The organism is Sphingobacterium sp. UBA2610 (assembly GCF_002339225.1).
GTDB classification, from domain to species: domain Bacteria; phylum Bacteroidota; class Bacteroidia; order Sphingobacteriales; family Sphingobacteriaceae; genus Sphingobacterium; species Sphingobacterium multivorum.
In genome coordinates, this window is sequence record NZ_DDKA01000018.1 from 1 (window position 1) to 16,632 (window position 16,632).

14 protein-coding genes are annotated in these 16,632 nt (G+C 40.6%); 4 read left to right on the top strand and 10 right to left on the bottom strand.

Annotation, left to right across the window (positions count from 1 at the left end; translation table 11 throughout):
* Positions 1-198 precede the first annotated feature (198 nt).
* Complete coding sequence (locus tag B4Z47_RS12400; RefSeq protein WP_112374201.1) at positions 199-429, top strand: hypothetical protein; 231 nt, start codon at positions 199-201, stop codon at positions 427-429.
* A 324-nt stretch (positions 430-753) separates the two neighbouring features.
* Here B4Z47_RS12400 and B4Z47_RS12405 read toward each other — a convergent pair whose 3' ends face one another.
* On the bottom strand, positions 754-921 hold the full coding sequence (locus B4Z47_RS12405) for a hypothetical protein (protein WP_201639493.1): 168 nt from the start codon (positions 919-921) through the stop codon (positions 754-756).
* Positions 922-1,324: 403 nt separating this feature from the next.
* Here B4Z47_RS12405 and B4Z47_RS12410 point away from each other — a divergent pair, with 403 nt between their 5' ends.
* Positions 1,325-2,347 carry a LacI family DNA-binding transcriptional regulator gene (locus B4Z47_RS12410; RefSeq protein ID WP_201639494.1) on the top strand — a complete coding sequence of 341 codons (1,023 nt, stop codon included), beginning with the start codon at positions 1,325-1,327 and terminating at the stop codon, positions 2,345-2,347.
* Positions 2,348-2,488: 141 nt separating this feature from the next.
* Here the strand turns inward: B4Z47_RS12410 and uxuA are convergent, their stop codons facing one another.
* The 9 genes from uxuA to ettA all read right to left on the bottom strand — a co-directional run bounded on the left by uxuA (position 2,489) and on the right by ettA (position 13,338).
* Positions 2,489-3,649, bottom strand: coding sequence for a mannonate dehydratase (gene uxuA, locus B4Z47_RS12415; RefSeq protein WP_070567175.1), 1,161 nt, complete (start codon positions 3,647-3,649; stop codon positions 2,489-2,491).
* 12 nt (positions 3,650-3,661) lie between these two features.
* The gene (locus B4Z47_RS12420) at positions 3,662-4,480 is read right to left on the bottom strand and encodes an SDR family oxidoreductase (RefSeq protein WP_070567614.1); all 819 of its coding nucleotides are present in this window, start codon (positions 4,478-4,480) and stop codon (positions 3,662-3,664) included.
* 79 nt (positions 4,481-4,559) lie between these two features.
* Positions 4,560-4,751 carry a cbb3-type cytochrome oxidase assembly protein CcoS gene (ccoS, locus tag B4Z47_RS12425; RefSeq protein WP_070567177.1) on the bottom strand — a complete coding sequence of 64 codons (192 nt, stop codon included), beginning with the start codon at positions 4,749-4,751 and terminating at the stop codon, positions 4,560-4,562.
* 5 nt (positions 4,752-4,756) lie between these two features.
* Complete coding sequence (locus B4Z47_RS12430) at positions 4,757-7,150, bottom strand: heavy metal translocating P-type ATPase (protein ID WP_201639495.1); 2,394 nt, start codon at positions 7,148-7,150, stop codon at positions 4,757-4,759.
* Positions 7,151-7,159: 9 nt separating this feature from the next.
* Complete coding sequence (gene hemN / locus B4Z47_RS12435; protein ID WP_286727375.1) at positions 7,160-8,530, bottom strand: oxygen-independent coproporphyrinogen III oxidase; 1,371 nt, start codon at positions 8,528-8,530, stop codon at positions 7,160-7,162.
* A gap of 1 nt (position 8,531) precedes the next feature.
* Positions 8,532-8,948: a lactate dehydrogenase gene (locus B4Z47_RS12440; RefSeq protein WP_070567181.1), complete on the bottom strand. Its 417-nt coding sequence runs from the start codon at positions 8,946-8,948 to the stop codon at positions 8,532-8,534.
* Positions 8,949-9,321: 373 nt separating this feature from the next.
* On the bottom strand, positions 9,322-10,389 hold the full coding sequence (locus B4Z47_RS12445; protein WP_070567183.1) for a response regulator: 1,068 nt from the start codon (positions 10,387-10,389) through the stop codon (positions 9,322-9,324).
* A gap of 54 nt (positions 10,390-10,443) precedes the next feature.
* Positions 10,444-11,646 carry a PAS domain-containing sensor histidine kinase gene (locus tag B4Z47_RS12450; RefSeq protein WP_286727376.1) on the bottom strand — a complete coding sequence of 401 codons (1,203 nt, stop codon included), beginning with the start codon at positions 11,644-11,646 and terminating at the stop codon, positions 10,444-10,446.
* A 9-nt stretch (positions 11,647-11,655) separates the two neighbouring features.
* The gene (gene ettA, locus B4Z47_RS12455; protein WP_286727377.1) at positions 11,656-13,338 is read right to left on the bottom strand and encodes an energy-dependent translational throttle protein EttA; all 1,683 of its coding nucleotides are present in this window, start codon (positions 13,336-13,338) and stop codon (positions 11,656-11,658) included.
* Positions 13,339-13,523: 185 nt separating this feature from the next.
* Between ettA and B4Z47_RS12460 the strand changes: the two genes are divergently transcribed.
* Together B4Z47_RS12460 and B4Z47_RS12465 are read left to right on the top strand one after the other, a co-directional pair.
* The gene (locus tag B4Z47_RS12460) at positions 13,524-16,049 is read left to right on the top strand and encodes an ATP-dependent Clp protease ATP-binding subunit (protein ID WP_075991716.1); all 2,526 of its coding nucleotides are present in this window, start codon (positions 13,524-13,526) and stop codon (positions 16,047-16,049) included.
* Positions 16,050-16,184: 135 nt separating this feature from the next.
* Positions 16,185-16,622 carry a hypothetical protein gene (locus B4Z47_RS12465; RefSeq protein ID WP_115047662.1) on the top strand — a complete coding sequence of 146 codons (438 nt, stop codon included), beginning with the start codon at positions 16,185-16,187 and terminating at the stop codon, positions 16,620-16,622.
* The last annotated feature ends 10 nt before the right edge of the window (positions 16,623-16,632 follow it).

The following is a 16,632-nucleotide window of genomic DNA, read 5'->3' on the forward strand; positions in this document are numbered from 1 at the left end:
GCGGGATTTTAAATCCTGCCCGTCTTACTTAAACCCTTCTTTTTTTTCATGGTTTCTTCTTTCGAAGTAACCGTCCCTCCCTTGTGGAGTGGTGCAAAGATAGGGAGTTTACTAACAAACTTCCAAGCCTTTTGTTCTTATTTATTTCATTTTGCCCTTAACTGCCTGTAAGGGTGCGATATTCTTTTTGTAAAGCAGGTGATCGGAAGGCTGGGAACGCCGGATCCGGCACAGAATGGGGACGGGAACCGGGATCTAACCTGGACATTGCAGGGGAACCGCGGCGCGCTGCGTACATACCGGGAACCGGGCTTTGGCACAGGCTTCCCTGGGGAAAAAGGAATGGTGCTGGAAATTGGATCGTACCGCGGAAACCGGGCTAACCCTGCTGTGTTCCCACTTCCCGGGGAAAGAGAAACGGTATCGTGAACAGTAAAGGTGGTATTGTTAGGCCTGAAAGATGCAAAGGGCATTCTTCGCTCTGCTTTTGCCCAATTGAAAACGGTGTGCCGGCTATTGATAAAGCCAGAACAATGGCAGAACACAGGCTGCCGGAATACCTTCTTCTGTAGCTATACTTTTGTACCGTTTTACTTAGGTTTAGTTTAGGTTTTAGTTAGGTTTTGTTTAGGTATAGTATAGGTTATAGCTAAACAAAACCTAACTTATTGCTAAGCTAAATATAAACAAAAGCTAACCTAAGGAATAAGAAGTCTTCAACTTTTCTTTATTTACTGGGGAAGCACGGCTCATTTAGGGCAAACTTGGGTTCCGCCCCGTGGACAGGGCTCCGGCTGCTACGCAGGGCTTGCGGGAACCTTCGGCTCCCCTCCCCACCTGCTTCGTACCATGCTCGGGGTAGGTTTGCCCTGCAACCGTGTCCTGTCCGTGTTGAGTCCGTGTTGAGTCCGACTCTGGCACGGATTCAGGTTACTTTTAAGGTAGCCGCACCCTGCCCGCAGGGCGAAACTAAGCCCTAGCTAAACCCTCGCTAGGCTCATTCAGGATAGATTCTGGACTGGTTCAAGATCGAAAACGAAACGAACCGCAGCGCGACATCTTACCTAGAAATACCGAAAAATAGCCAAAAAAACACCAAACACTCGGACTCGCATAGGTTACATGGGCCAAAAAGCCCTTGGTTAGCTTCGAGTATGTCGAACTTCTTTTTAATTTTGAAGAGGGATTAGAAAAAGGAAATCCTGCCAATCAAATCCATTGACTAAGTCCCAGCCGACCATAGATAATGGCTAATTATGAAGATAAAAACACATTTATACATTTTTTTATGTAGATTTATCTTCTTAAAATAACCACCAAAGCGATGAGCAGAACTACCCTGAAAGATATAGCGTTGGCACTCAATATTTCTGTTTCGACGGTTTCCAAAGCATTATCAGACAGCTACGAAATAAGTGAAGCGACTAAAAAGATGGTTCAGGAATATGCCAAAAAGCATAATTTCCGCCCAAATAAGTTGGCACGGAGCTTAAAAATAGGAAAATCCAATACAATAGGGGTTATTGTATCCAACATTAGTAATACATTCGTTTCACAAATCCTCGATGGAATTCAAATAGCCTCTCAACAGACTGTCTATGACGTTATTTTCATGCAAAGCCGGGAAGACGAACGGATCGAAAAAAATTGTATTGACGTCTTACGCATGCGCGGTATTGATGGCTTAATGATATCTCCGGTTTCTTCCGATTCAAATATTGAAGAGCTAAAAGCATTGATAAAATCGCAGATCCCCGTCGTTATTTTTGATCGTATCAATCACCAGCTCGACACATTCAAGGTTGGTGTCAATAATTTCCAGGGTTCATATAATGCCACAAAGCATCTCATCGAACAAGGTAAAAAGAATATTTTGCATATCACCGGAAAGAACTTAGGGGTCGCAGCTGAACGATTAAATGGCTTTAAATCTGCTTTATCAGATGCGGGGATTCCTTTTGATACTAGACATTATATCGAATGTAGTTTTAATAATACCACCGATATAGACGAAACAATTCGGGAGATTTTGCGCAAAGAATATCTTGAGCATAAAAATATAGATGCAATTTTTGGAGCAACAGATATTATTACAACCCGAACATTGGGTATTTTGGCTGAGCTTCAGATTCAGGTTCCTTCCGAAGTTGCCGTTATCGGTTTTTCAAACACACAAATTGCTGCTTCGTTAAATCCAGCGCTATCCACCGTTGTACAGCCTGCAACAGAAATTGGAGAATTAGCAACAAATAAATTAATCGCCACCATTAACCAAACAAGACCAATACATGAATTTGAAACGATTGAGCTTCCAACACAGCTCATCATTCGCAAATCTTCCTTATAATTCTTTTGATTATAGTCTCGCCGACATACTTAAAACAAAACAGTCGGGAAATAAGACGTTAGCGCTCTTATTTCCCGACTGTCGTTATGCTAGACCACTATTACAGGTCATAATCTCTAATCTTCGCTTGAATGATTGGTATCATTCACCAACAATACCATACTCTAGGCCCCGTAATTCCGCAAGCCCTCTCAATCTTCCAATGGCAGAATACCCTGGATTTGTTACTTTATTCAGATCATCCAGCATCTGATGGCCGTGATCTGGTCTGAATGGGATCGCTGTAGATCTCAATTGATTTTCAGCAACCAGTATTTTCATGATTTTATACATATTGACATCCCCATCCAAATGGTCTGCCTCGTAAAAGCTTCCGATCGCATCTTTTCTCACATTCCGTAAGTGAACAAAATTTACCCGCCCTTTAATATTTTCTAAGATAGCTGGTAGATCGTTTGTCTGACTGGCTCCCAAGGATCCTGTACAAAAGCAGACACCATTAAATTGTTGTGGAACCGCTTTTAAAAAATACTCGAAATCCTCACCATTACTAACGATGCGGGGCAAACCTAAAATAGGATACGGTGGATCATCGGGATGAATGGTCATGCATATACCATTCTCCTCACAAGTTGCCGCAATACCCCGTAGGAAATAAACCAAATTATCGCGTAAACCATCCCGTCCAATATGCTTATAGGTATCAATGCTCGCTTTTAACGCATCCAATTCCACATTCTTCTCTCCGGGGATTCCCATTAAGACAACATTTGCCAATTCTTCTTTTTGCTGTTCGGAAATTTCATCGAAACGTAAAGTTGCACGTTTTACAACATCCTCTGGATACGCTGTCTGTGCTTCATCACGTTTCAATATAAAGATATCAAAAAGTGCCAAATCAATCCAGTCAAAATACAATGCTTTTGAACCATCCGCCATGGTTAAGTCCAATTGCGTTCGCGTCCAGTCAAGCACTGGCATAAAATTATAACAAATTGTTTTGATGCCGCATTGTGCGAGATTGGTTAAAGTCTCCTTATATTTCTGAAGGTATTCATCGACTCTAGCACCTTTTGTCTTAATCTCTTCGTGTACCGTCACACTTTCCACAACAGACCAGGTAAGACCAGCATCTTCTATAATGCGTTTTCTTTCTTGAATGTCTGCCAATGGCCATACCTCACCGTGTGGAATATGATGTAATGCCGTAACAATACCAGTAGCTCCAGCCTGTTTGATATCCTGTAAAGATACCGGGTCATTGGGGCCATACCAACGCCAGGTTTGTTCTAATTTTCTCATCTTAAAGTTTAATTAAACGCCACACCATGCATTAAAACCACCATCGACAAAAACCGTCTCCCCTGTCACAAAGGCCGATGCATCACTCAATAGATAGATTAAAGTTCCTTTTAACTCACGAGGGTCGCCCAAACGGTTATAGGGAGTTCCGTTAAGAATACGTTTGGTACGGTCGCTATACGTACCGTCTGGATTGATCAATAAGTTTTTGTTCTGCTTGGTTAAGAATACGCCGGGAGCGATTGCATTAACCCGAACTTGATCGCCATAACGCTGAGCGAGCTCGGTGGCCATCCATTTTGTATACCCATCGATACCGTGTTTTGCAACAGTATAGCCCAAAACACGTGTAAAAGGACGACTGGCTGTAAGAGAAGATATATTGATGATGACACCTTTTCCGCTTTCAGCAATCACACGACCAATAATATGCGTAGGAATCATTGTACCATACAAATTAAGCTCTATCGCTTTAATAGTATCCTGAATATTGCTCGCAAATAAATCTTGATCGGCACCAATTGTTGCACCTGGAATGTTGCCTCCAACGGCGTTTACTAAAGCGTCTATCCTACCCCACTTTTGCAAAACTTCATCTTTCGCCCGAGTGACATCCTGTTCGTTCATGATGTCAACTTCAATAAATATAGCTTCGCCACCAACAGACTCTACCTGCTGGACACGCTCCGCTCCGATTTGTCCATTACGTCCAAGGATTGCGACTTTGGCTTCTGCCTCGGCCAAAGCCTCAACAAATGCTTCGCCTAAAATCCCTGTACCTCCCGTAATTACAACTACCTTATCTTTTAATGAAAATGGATTATTATGCATGTATTTTTTTTTCAAATTGGTATTTACCCCCAATTTTATTGATAATAACCTTAATTACAAAAAAAAGTAATTGATTTAATTACGATAACGTTTTAGTTACGCCGCCCTCCTTATCTTCTTCTTCTTCTGTCGTTTCATCATCAAACAGAATCCGTATAGAAGGTGTATAGGTATCGTTATGCTGACCGGTTTTATTTGCCCAGAAAAAAGCACATAGGAAAACCAAAGCCAACAAAACACTACAACCGATCAAAATATACATTATTTCCATAACAACTAGAGTTTACGGCGTTTGGCATACCACCTCGTCATGAGACTTGTAAAGGAGATGATCGTTACCGTACTTATTGGCATTAGAATCGCGGCAAATAACGGCGACATAATACCTTGCACGGCAAAGCTCAATCCAATTACATTATATAAAAGAGATATACCAAAGCTCATATGTATTACTTTCACCGCATCTTTGCTAAAAGCAAAGAAATCCGGCATTTTTGAAAATGACTCCCCATCCAGTATCGCATCGCAGCCGGGAGAGAAGTTATTGATATCATCACTCACGGCGATGCCCAAATCTGCTTTACGCAATGCCCCCGCATCATTAAGGCCATCACCAATCATGCAGACATGCTTTCCTGCTACCTGAAAATTTTGAATGGTTTCCAGTTTTTCCATTGGTGATTGATTAAAAAGCAAACTTGCATTCGAGGGAAAAATTAACTGGAGTGCATCCAGACGTCTATCGTTATCCCCTGAGATTAAATGAAGGTCGTATTCGACTTTAAAATCTTCAATCAAAGCCGAAAGGCCATCCCTCCAGGATTGCTCCATGGTAAAATACCCCTTTAACTCCTCACCTATACGAATAAAAACCACTGAACCATCTGTTTTAATGTTACCGATATTCAAAAAGTTAGCACTACCGATTTTAATTTCCTTGCCACTTACATTAGCCTGCATCCCCTTTCCCGGAAATTCCTTAAAATCCTGTATCGAAATAGCAGAAGAGACATTCAGCCACTTGACAATCTCACGGCTCAATGGATGGCTAGAGTTTCTACATACCGCATTCAGTAACTTTTTGTCAATTGCTGAAAGACTACCTTCAAAATAAATTGAAGTTGCTTTAGGCGATGATATTGTGCCAGTTTTATCGAACACCAAAGTATCAATCGTTGCCATCTGCTCAATTGCGGCCGTATTTTTCACATAGAACTTATTTCGATCAAAAATACTTAGCGCTGCAGAAAGGGTAAATGGAGAGCTCAACGCCAACGCACATGGACATGCGATAATTAATACCGCCGTAAAAGCTCCCCAAGCCCGGCTTGCACTTCCATCAACGGCCCAAAATAAGGCAGCCAATAGTGCAATAGCCAATAAAACAACAGTAAAATATTTACTTATAAAGTTGACAAAAGTCTGAAAATGTTTGTCATAATCTTTATAATTCTCATTATTCCATAATTTGGTCAAATAGGACTGTGAAATCGGTTTGACCACTTCAAGTTCTATCGCTTCCCCCGTCTGGCGTCCGCCGGCATAGATAATTTCGCCTAAGGTCTTACTGACCGGACTTGATTCTCCCGTTACAAAGCTAAAATCTATCGCAGCATCGCCTTTTAAAAGCATGGCATCAGCGGGTATAATTTCATTGTTCCGAACCAAGATACGGTCACCGATATGAACGTCAGCTAATTGTACAGGTTTGTCCCCTGATTCCGTCAATACTGTTACAGCCACGGGGAAATAACTCCGGTAATCCCGTTCAAATGAGATATGATAATAGGTACGTTGTTGTACCCATTTTCCGATCAATATAAAGAATACAAGACTACAGAGTGTATCCGTAAAACCAGCTCCTGTCTGTGTGATCACCTCAAACGCGGAACGCAAAAATAACACGAGGATTCCTAGAGCTAATGGCACATCCAGATTCAACCGCTTTTGTTTCAGACTCCAATAGGCCGATTTGAAATAATCCGATGCACAATACAATAAAACAGGGAGACCAAAGGCCAGGTTTATATAACCAAAGAAATTGGCATATTCCTTTTCAAAACTCCCCATTCCAAAATAATCAGGGAAACTGAATAACATAGAATTTCCAAAACAGAAACCGGCAACAGCAATTTTTGCGACCAAAGGATTCAAATTATTTCTATTCCCTTCCTTTACAACATCCTGCAAAGTGATTTTAGGGTCATAACCGATATTGACCAAAAGATAAACCAGGTCTTTCAATGGCAGCTCATTGTGATTGAATGTAATGCTCGCCTGTTTCTTCATAAAGTCCACGCGCGACTGCAGTACGTTGGGATTTAGTTTATATAAATTTTCCAGCAACCAGATACAAGAGCTACAGTGAATAGCTGGAATATAAAAGGTGATGATAGTCATCTTATCATCTTTATAATCCACTAATTTACCGGCAATCTGTGGTTCATCCAGATAGGAAAAATCTTCTTGCTTGGATTTATTTGATTTACCCGGGTGCTGATTATAGCGATAATATTGCTGCATACCACTATCGTTCAGTACTTGGTAAACGGTCTGACATCCCAGACAGCAAAAATCATGATGATCAAGCTGATAGCCCGTTTCCTCAATTTTATCACCGCAATGGAAACATTTTTCTGCAAGTTGTATTTCATCCCTTAGCTCTGCCATACCTTCGTTCTAAATTGCCTGACTAAATAATTGATTTTGTGCTTTTGAACGCAATAATCGCTGATCAAAGGCCATACAGATATTTCTTAAAAAGGAGCGTCCAATAGCAGTACATTGAATTAGATCGCCGGATATGGAGACTAAACCATCTGCAACAAGTTCAGACAATTCGTCGATAATCTGCTCATTCAACGGCGCACCTGTCGGCAAATGCACTTTGCCTTTACACATCATATCGAGGATATAACGCCTTACAAGAAGATCCTCCTCGTTGAGTATATGTCCTTTTATAACGGGCAATACCCCTCCATCAATAAGTTTATGGTATTCTTCTACGGTCTTCACATTTTGAGCAAAAGCCCCCCAGGCATCGCTGATCGAAGAGACTCCGATACCGATTAACAAGGGACTAAATCGATCGGCATACCCCATAAAATTGCGATGTAATCTTTCTTGTTGAAAAGCCACAAATAACTCGTCCTCTCTTTTCGCAAAATGATCCATACCGACATCTTCATAGCCATGGGCCAAAATCATTTTTTTTCCAAGGTTATATAAGGCGAGTTTGGCTGCGCCATGAGGTAGATCTGCTTCAGTATAATGCCGTTGACCGGGTTTTATCCAAGGCACGTGGGCATAGCTATAGAAAGAGATCCGGTCTGGACCGAGCAGCATCGCTTTTTGGATCGTATCTTCCACCGTAGCCAATGTTTGCTTGGGCAATCCATAGATCAAATCGAAGTTGATCGACTCAAATCCAATTTTCCGCGCATTCAGCATAACCTCCTCCACTTCCTCCAAAGTTTGATGCCTATTGATCACAAACTGCACAAGTGGATCAAAATCCTGTATTCCCAGGCTCAAGCGCCGAAATCCCAAGTCAAATAAGGTTTCTAAATGTGTGACGGTTGTATTAGCAGGATGAGCTTCGAAAGAGAATGAACGATCAGGAGCCAGGTCTGCGTGTTTAAGGATCCCCTCAATCAGTACTTTCAAATTATCCGGATGGAAAAAGGTCGGAGTACCACCACCCAAATGTATTTCTGCCAATAACGGTCTTTCTCCCTTAAATAAAGCGACATACATTTCCCATTCTTTCAAAAGAGAGGCAATATAAGGTTCTTCAACGCGATGGTTTTTTGTAATGCGCGTATTGCAACCACAATACGTACATAGGCTTTCACAAAAAGGAAGGTGAATATATAAGCTGATACCTTTTTCTTTCGACTGCTGGAAAGTTTGGTAGACTTGATTAGTCCAAGCTGCCCGGGAAAATGCTTCATTATCCCAAAAGGGAACAGTAGGATAGCTTGTATAGCGCGGTGCGGCAACATTATATTTTTGCACCAATTCTTCCATTGTAACCTGCGATGTAATCATTTTATTTTATTTTTTTAGCACAGTCGTTCAGACAACAACAGGCTTTACCAACACATTTTTCTAATCCCCATAAGTTGAGATTCCGGACGGTCTGCTCTGCCAGTCCTTTTGGACTCTGATCTTCAAATGGTGCATTGGCAATCTGAATATTCAGATCTCCAGCCTTTACCAGATCGATATGAGCAGTATCCTTACTGCGGGTCATAATCTTATTGATCCCTAACCCTTTTAAATTAAGTAGCATGCTCTCGTCCAACATATCGCTCACGGAAATAACTACCGCATCTTTTCCACGCGCGTAATTCTGTGTCTCCGCATTTAATCCATTTGAAATCAAAGTCAAATCATGTTGTTTGGCATTTGCCAATGCCCAAAACTCTTTTTCAAATGACCTTACATTATATACTACTACTTTCATTCTGATTCTACAATCACCAATTAAGGTTTATCCTAAGAACAAAAGTAAATCATGCATATGGGCAAAAAGATGATATAGCACCACACCTTAAAATGATATTTATCACAATTCACAAAAACTTGCATGATTTCGCTAACATCAACAGCTGTAAAAGTCAACCGAAAGCTATTATATGGCCAATAATCGCGTACTATACGTTCATTGAAACCAATGAAACCAAACTAGTTCAATAAAACGGCATAGCGAACTCGCATTGATACTTTAATGAAAAGACACAAATCAGTAAACATAGGCTATCAGAAAAAAAGCGTGTTCAGAAAAACTGAACACGCCTTTTTTAGTAAATTGATTTTTAAATCTTAGCTGCTGATCGCTACTGCTTCACATCCCGCAGGTTCTTGATGGAATTGATGTATATCTTCCCTTTTTCTTTCGAAATCAGTTTTTCTTCTTTAAAGTCGGAGAGCATACGGGAAACAGTTTCATTGGCTGTCCCTGCAATTGAAGCTAGGCCGTCTCGTGTCACATCAATTGAGCATGCATCAGCCTCATTGATATTAACTCCACTTTTTTCAGCAACGCTAATCAAGGCATTGGCGACACGCTTACGGACAGAATGATAGGCAAAACCCAGCAATTGCTCTTCTTTTTCACGTAAGTCGACAGAAAGGAGCTTAATAAATTTACTGGCTATTGCAGGTTTTTTCCATAACAGCTCCAAAAAACTGTCCTTTGGAATCAACACAATTTCACTTTGTTCAACAGCTTCGGCGTAGTCTTCATAATTATCATTCAACAAAATCGAAGCATAACCAAAGTAATTGCCTTCAATAAAAATACCTGTAGACAGCTCACGTCCATCTTTATAGGACTTAAAGCTGCGCACCTGACCAGATTTCACAAAATAGACGTACGTTGGCGAATCATCTTTTTCATAAATAGACTGTTTTTTCTTCACTGTTTTCACCCGTGAATTGGCAATTAGCTCTTTTAGCAACAATACCTGCTCTTCGGCGCTCAAACTCAAATCTTCTTCCTGAGGAATATCTGCTGCAAGCTGCTCATGTCTTTTGAGGCGAACATCTATTGCATTCATCAATTCAACATCATCAAAAGGTTTCGTCAAATAATCATCCGCCCCCATTTCCATCGCTTTGCGCATATCTGCGCGTTCCGCTTTGGCAGTCAGAAAAATGAACGGAATTTTAGCAGTACTCTCAATTTTGCTTAACATAAATAAGACTCCGTAACCATCCAATTCAGGCATCATGATATCACAGAGAATCAGATCAGGTATATGTCTTGTCGCCAGGTCGACGCCAACACGTCCATTTTCGGCAGTAATGACATCATACCTTCCTGTCAACTCCAATATTTCGGTAGTCCCCTCTCGGATATCGATATTATCTTCAATAATTAGAATTGTCTTTTTATTTCTCATCTGCAATTATTTATTCTGTCCTTTTTATGTTTTAGACCCTTTTATGCTTTGCCTCTATTTATCAACAACGCTCTCCTTGAAGCGCACGCGGAATGAAGTTCCTTTATGTACTTCCGATTCAAATTCCATCTGACCTTCCATCAATTCGATATACCGTTTTACGATATTCAGACCTAATCCTGTACCAGGGATATTACCTGTATTATGTGCTCTAAAAAAAGGCTCAAACAAATGTACTTGATCTTCCTCGGGTATACCAATACCATTGTCTTTCACGGATATTAAGCAGCCTTCGTCGTCAATACAGGTTGTAAATTCGATCAATGTGTCTTCTCCAGAATATTTGATTGCATTGGAAATTAAGTTGACCAAAGCGTTTTTCAACAGATTTGGATCTAAGGTAAAATGTCCAATTTCTCCCGTATGTTGGTATACAATATGCTGATTTTTCTTACAGATCAATTGCATTTCTTCGGTGATCTCTTCTGCCAGCTCAACGAGATTGATGTATTGCTTATTCATCACAACAATACCCGCTTCCAATTTTTCAAGTGACAGAAAGTCGTTCAGGATACTTGTGAGCAATTGAACTGCACTTTTAATTTTATTGGTGTGTTTAATGATATTAGCCTTATCATCCGGTCGTTCGGAATACTTTTCAATCAGAGAAGCCGAAAGCTGAACCGAGCTTAAAGGTGTCCGGAACTCATGCGAGGCCATGGACACAAACCGTGATTTCAGCTGGTTAAGTTCAATTTCTTTTTCCAAAGACTTTGAGACTTCTGCTTTAGCTTTTTCAAGTTCAGATACCAGAGAGATCAGGTCGCGTGTACGCTCACTGACTTTATGTTCAAGTTCGGTTGCATGTTGCTTGAGCATATCCTCGGCAGCTTTCTCACGCGATAAATCGTGAATAAAGCCGGTAAAGATATTCTTATCTTTTAACCAAACCTCACTGACTGCCAAGCGGAATGGAAATGTTTCTCCATTTTTCTTTAAGCCCATCACTTCACGACCGATTCCGATAATTTTCTTGTGGCCTGTGGTTTGGTAATTATGCAGATAACCATCGTGATTACCACGATCAGGTTCAGGCATTAACATGGAGATATTGTGTCCGATCACTTCTTCAGCCTGATAACCGAACAATTCCAAGGCAGCAGGGTTAATGCTTTCCACATTCCCCCTGTTGTCTATGGTAATTATTCCATCAATAGCGTGATCTATTATAGCAGCTAAAAGCCTTCCACCGTCCATGATCGTTGCTTATTTTACCAGTTTCTTGTATTTAATACGGTGCGGTGTCACGTCACCAACACGTTTTTTACGGTTTTCTTCATATTCAGTGTAGTTACCTTCAAAGAAATAAACCTGTGAATCCCCTTCAAAAGCAAGGATATGTGTACAGATACGATCCAGGAACCATCTATCGTGGGAGATCACAACGGCACAACCGCCGAAATTCTCCAAGCCTTCTTCCAGTGCCCGTAAGGTATTTACATCAATATCATTGGTCGGCTCATCGAGTAAGAGCACATTTGAGCTTTCTTTGAGTGTAATAGCCAAGTGAACACGGTTACGTTCTCCACCGGAAAGTACACCTACTTTCTTTTGTTGATCAGCACCGTTAAAATTAAATTTGGAAACGTAAGCTCTTGAGTTTACCGAGCGGTTACCCAGCATCATATTGTCGCTGCCACCCGTAATATTTTCCCAAACCGATTTTTCAGGATCGAGGTCGTGGTGCATTTGGTCTACGTAACCCAATTTTACTGTTTCTCCGACCTTGAAAGAACCCGTGTCAGGTGTTTCCTGACCTGTAATCAGACGGAATAAGGTTGTTTTACCTGCACCGTTGGGTCCAATAATCCCTACGATACCCGCAGGCGGCAACATGAAACTCAAATTTTCAAACAAGATACGATCGCCATACGCTTTGGAAATATTCGTTGCCTCAATGACCGAATTACCTAAACGTGGTCCCGGAGGAATAAACAATTCCAATTTTTCTTCGCGTTCTTTCGTTTCCTCAGAAGCTAATTTTTCATAGTTATGCAAACGAGCTTTCGATTTGGCGTGGCGTGCTTTCGGTGCCATACGCACCCATTCCAGCTCACGTTCCAAGGTTTTTTGACGTTTGGTTTCCTGTTTTTCTTCCTGTGCCAAGCGTTTTGCTTTTTGATCTAACCAAGAAGAATAATTTCCTTTCCAAGGAATACCCTCACCACGATCCAATTCAAGAATCCATCCGGCTACATTATCCAAGAAATAACGGTCGTGGGTAACGGCAATGACCGTTCCTTTATATTGTTTTAAATGTTGTTCTAACCAATCAATCGACTCGGCGTCCAAGTGGTTGGTCGGCTCATCCAGGAGTAATACATCAGGTTCCTGCAACAATAAGCGACATAATGCTACACGTCTGCGCTCACCACCTGACAAATTGACAATCTTCGCGTCTGGTTCGGGGCAACGTAAAGCATCCATTGCTCTTTCCAATTTCGAATCGATTTCCCAAGCGTTAGTGGCATCAATGATATCCTGAAGTTCCCCTTGTCTAGCCAACAATTTGTCCATCTCATCGGCATTTTCATAGACCTCTGGCAAGCCAAATTTTTCGTTGATTTCTTCGTATTCCTGTAAGATGGCTGTAATTTCAGCGACACCTTCCTGAACGACTTCAAGAACAGTCTTTTCAAGATCCAATTGAGGTTCTTGTGCTAAATAACCCACAGAGTAACCTGGGGAGAACACCACCTCGCCTTGGTAGGATTTATCCAATCCAGCGATAATTTTTAATAGGGAAGATTTACCTGATCCGTTTAAACCGATCACACCGATCTTCGCGCCATAGAAAAAAGATAAATAGATATTTTTTAACACTTGTTTTTGAGGCGGATAGATTTTGTTGACACCCGCCATCGAAAAAATGATCTTCTCGTCTGACATAAAATTTAAAAAAATTCGAAAACTCTTATTATATTAACATACAAATGTAATCTTTTATACTGACATTTTGGACGTATAACGGTCATGGCTTAATTGTTGATGACATTATTTAAAATAATTTTAAGGTTTGAAATGCAGAATTTACTACATTTATATATCCTTAATATAAAACAGAAAGGTATTCAATGGAAGCAAAATTTTCACCGCGCGTAAAGGATGTCATATCGTACAGTAGAGAGGAAGCTTTGAGATTGCGTCACGATTATATAGGAACGGAGCATTTATTGCTCGGATTAATTCGTGAAGGCGATGGTATGGCGATAAAGATCCTTAAAAACATAGGCATTGACACGACAGCACTACGTCAATCTGTGGAGGACGCAGTGAAGGGGGCATCGGTTTCACGCGCTCCTATTGGCAATATGCCATTAACAAAACAGGCTGAAAAAGTTTTGAAGATCACTTATTTGGAAGCTAAAATATTCAAATCGGATATCATCGGAACGGAGCATCTATTATTGGCTATCTTACGGGATGAAGATAATATTGCTTCTCAGATTTTACAACAATACAATGTGACTTACGACATCTTCAAATCTGAAGTTGAGCAAAATAGAACGACGATCAAGGACGAAGCTCCGGGCTCTCCTACCGGCGATGATGATTTTGCAGAGGATGATCAATATATCCAACCTAAAAAAGTTTCGGATATTAAATCCAAAACTCCAGTATTGGACAACTTTGGCCGTGATTTGACCAAAGCTGCCGAAGAGGGTAAATTGGATCCTATTGTAGGTCGCGAAAAAGAGATTGAGCGTGTGTCTCAAATTTTATCCCGACGCAAGAAGAACAATCCGTTGTTAATCGGTGAACCGGGAGTTGGTAAATCAGCTATTGCGGAGGGACTTGCGCTTCGCATTGTCCAACGCAAGGTATCGCGTGTACTCTTCAATAAGCGTGTAGTTACATTGGATCTAGCTTCATTGGTTGCCGGGACGAAATATCGCGGTCAATTTGAAGAACGTATGAAAGCGGTTATGAATGAACTGGAGAAATCACCGGATGTCATCTTATTTATCGATGAGATTCACACCATCGTTGGTGCAGGTGGCGCTTCAGGATCGTTAGATGCTTCCAATATGTTCAAACCAGCCTTGGCAAGAGGAGAAATCCAATGTATTGGTGCAACAACATTGGACGAATATCGTCAATACATTGAAAAAGATGGTGCTTTGGACCGTCGTTTCCAACGTGTAACGATTGAACCGGCTACACATGACGAAACAGTTGAAATATTGAATCGTATCAAAGAGAAATATGAGGATCACCACAACGTGACCTACACTCCAGAAGCGATTGAAGCCTGTGTGTCGTTAACAACACGTTACATTACAGACAGGTTCTTACCAGATAAGGCTATTGATGCTTTGGATGAGGCAGGCTCTCGCGTGCACTTAAACAATATTCATGTACCGCAGTCCATTATTGACATTGAGAATAAAATTGAAGAGGTCAAATTGGAAAAGAACAAAGTCGTTCGTAGTCAAAAATACGAAGAGGCTGCCAAATTGCGTGATACGGAGAAAAAATTGATCGAGGAGCTCGAGAAAGAAAAAATCGCTTGGGAAGAAGAGACGAAGTCTAAACGCTATACTGTTTCAGAAGAAAATGTTGCTGAAGTAGTGGCCATGATGACAGGTATTCCAGTACAACGTGTTAGTCAGACAGACAGTCAAAAGCTGTTGAATATGGCTGAGTTGATGAAGGGAAGAATCATTGGTCAAGATGACGCTGTAGGTAAATTGGTGAAAGCTATTCAACGTACCCGTGCGGGCTTGAAGGATCCTAAAAAACCAATCGGGTCATTTATCTTCTTAGGTCCTACTGGGGTTGGTAAAACAGAGTTAGCTAAAGAATTAGCACGATTTATGTTTGATACAGAAGATGCACTGATCCAAATTGACATGAGCGAATACATGGAGAAATTTGCGGTATCTCGCCTTGTTGGAGCGCCTCCAGGATATGTTGGTTATGAAGAAGGTGGTCAATTGACTGAAAAAGTACGTCGTAAACCTTATGCGGTTGTCTTATTGGATGAGATTGAGAAAGCTCACCCAGATGTGTTTAACCTCATGTTACAGGTGTTGGACGAAGGCCAATTGACAGATAGTTTGGGCCGTAAAGTAGATTTCAGAAATACCATAATCATTATGACTTCAAATATTGGTGCACGCCAATTGAAGGAATTTGGTCAGGGTGTTGGTTTCACCACTGCGGCAAAATCACAACAATCTGATGCGCATTCACGTGGAGTTATCGAAACCGCTTTGAAAAGAGCCTTTGCTCCAGAATTTTTGAACCGTATTGATGATGTGATTGTGTTCAATTCATTGACAAAAGAGAATATCTTCAAAATCATTGATATTGAGTTGAGGTCATTGTTCAAACGTATCGCTGATTTGGGTTATACGATCAATTTGACAGATGAGGCAAAAGATTTCATTGCGGACAAAGGTTATGACAGTAATTTTGGTGCACGTCCATTAAAACGAGCAATCCAGAAATATCTCGAAGATCCTATTGCAGAAGAAATCCTCAAAGGAAATGTGCAAACTGGTTCAGTTTTGACCGTGAGCATTAATCCGGAAACCAAAGATATTGAGGTTTCTAGCTCAGATTCGAAGTCTTCGAAAGACACCGCTGAGAAGTAAGCTTTAGCTGTATCAAAAATAATTTCAATAAAATGCACCTTTATGGTGCATTTTTTGTTGTAAAGAAAGTTGGCGTTAAACTTTCGCACTATTTTATCGTCCTATAATAAAATTGTCACAAATAACACGAACAATATGAAAAGACTTTTATTAGCAGCATTAATTGGAACCGCAGCCTTGGTTTCATTTTCTTCTTGTAAGAAAGAATACGTGTCGAACTATTTACCTGGTCGATCATTTATTTATACAGTAAAACCGAATGAATGGACATCCGACAACAACAAAAGAATAATTCATAAGGTAAATCTACCTGAACTTACTGATTACTATATAAAGCAAGGGGACGTTTCTGTCCACATGAGTTTAAACAATGAAGCTTCATACAAAATTCTACCAGCATCTTTTGCATTTGATGACGGCAAGGAAATTAATCCGGTTAGTTTTCATGTAGACTATAAAGTGGGTGAAGTATCAATCATCGGTGAGGATCCTACCAACGATTTTTCAGTTAATTTTCCTACTCAAAATATAATTGTAAAGATCGTTTTAACAGATACAGATTACGTACAATAAAAAAAGTGAG